Source organism: Pararhizobium sp. DWP3-4 (assembly GCF_049898205.1).
Taxonomy (GTDB): domain Bacteria; phylum Pseudomonadota; class Alphaproteobacteria; order Rhizobiales; family Rhizobiaceae; genus Pararhizobium.
Window position 1 is genome coordinate 1 of sequence record NZ_JAFCXF010000042.1, and the last position, 785, is coordinate 785.

Sequence of the window (785 nt, forward strand, 5' to 3'; positions counted from 1 at the left end):
AGGAGCAACGGGCGGCTGTTGTGCACATCACCGGGCCGGAGCGGATCGCAGCTGTGGTTGGCTTTGCCGGTGCTGGCAAGAGCACCATGCTTGCCGCCGCAAGGCAGGCCTGGGAGGCGCAGGGTTATCAGGTTCATGGCGCTGCCCTTTCCGGCAAGGCGGCCGAGGGCCTGGAGCAGTCGTCGGGTATCGAAAGCCGCACGCTGGCCTCTTGGGAATATGGTTGGCAGGCTGGTCGAGGTGAACTTTGCCGCAATGATGTCTTTGTGATCGATGAGGCCGGGATGGTTGGGAGCCGGCAGCTCTCCCGGTTCGTTGGCGCGGTGGAAACGGCCGGTGGCAAGATCGTGCTTGTCGGTGATCACGAGCAGTTGCAGGCGATCGGAGCTGGTGCTCCGTTTCGCGCCATTACCGAGCGTATCGGCTATGCCGAACTATCCGATATTCGCAGACAAAAAGTGGACTGGCAGCGCGACGCATCCGTTGCCTTTGCCACCCACAAGACCATCGAAGGGTTGGCCGCTTATCAGCGGAACGGTGATATCTTGATCAGCGATAGCCGGGAGGACGCGCAGGCTGCTATCGTCAATGACTACATCGCTGATCGGGAGCAGCGGCCGGATGGAACGCGTATTGCGATGGCTCACCGTCGCGCTGATGTTCGTGCTCTCAACGCAAGGATCCGGCGCGCCATGCAAGACAAGGGCGCGCTGGCGCGGGGAGAAAGTGTAGGACCTGGAGGCGATGGCCACCGCGGAGAAGAACCCGGCCGCCTCGGCCGTGAA

General features: G+C 62.4%; 1 protein-coding gene. It reads left to right on the top strand.

From position 1 onward, the window contains the following. Nucleotides 1–785 (top strand): AAA family ATPase (locus ACP7E6_RS29425; RefSeq protein ID WP_426233721.1); only part of this gene is annotated, 785 nt, incomplete at both ends.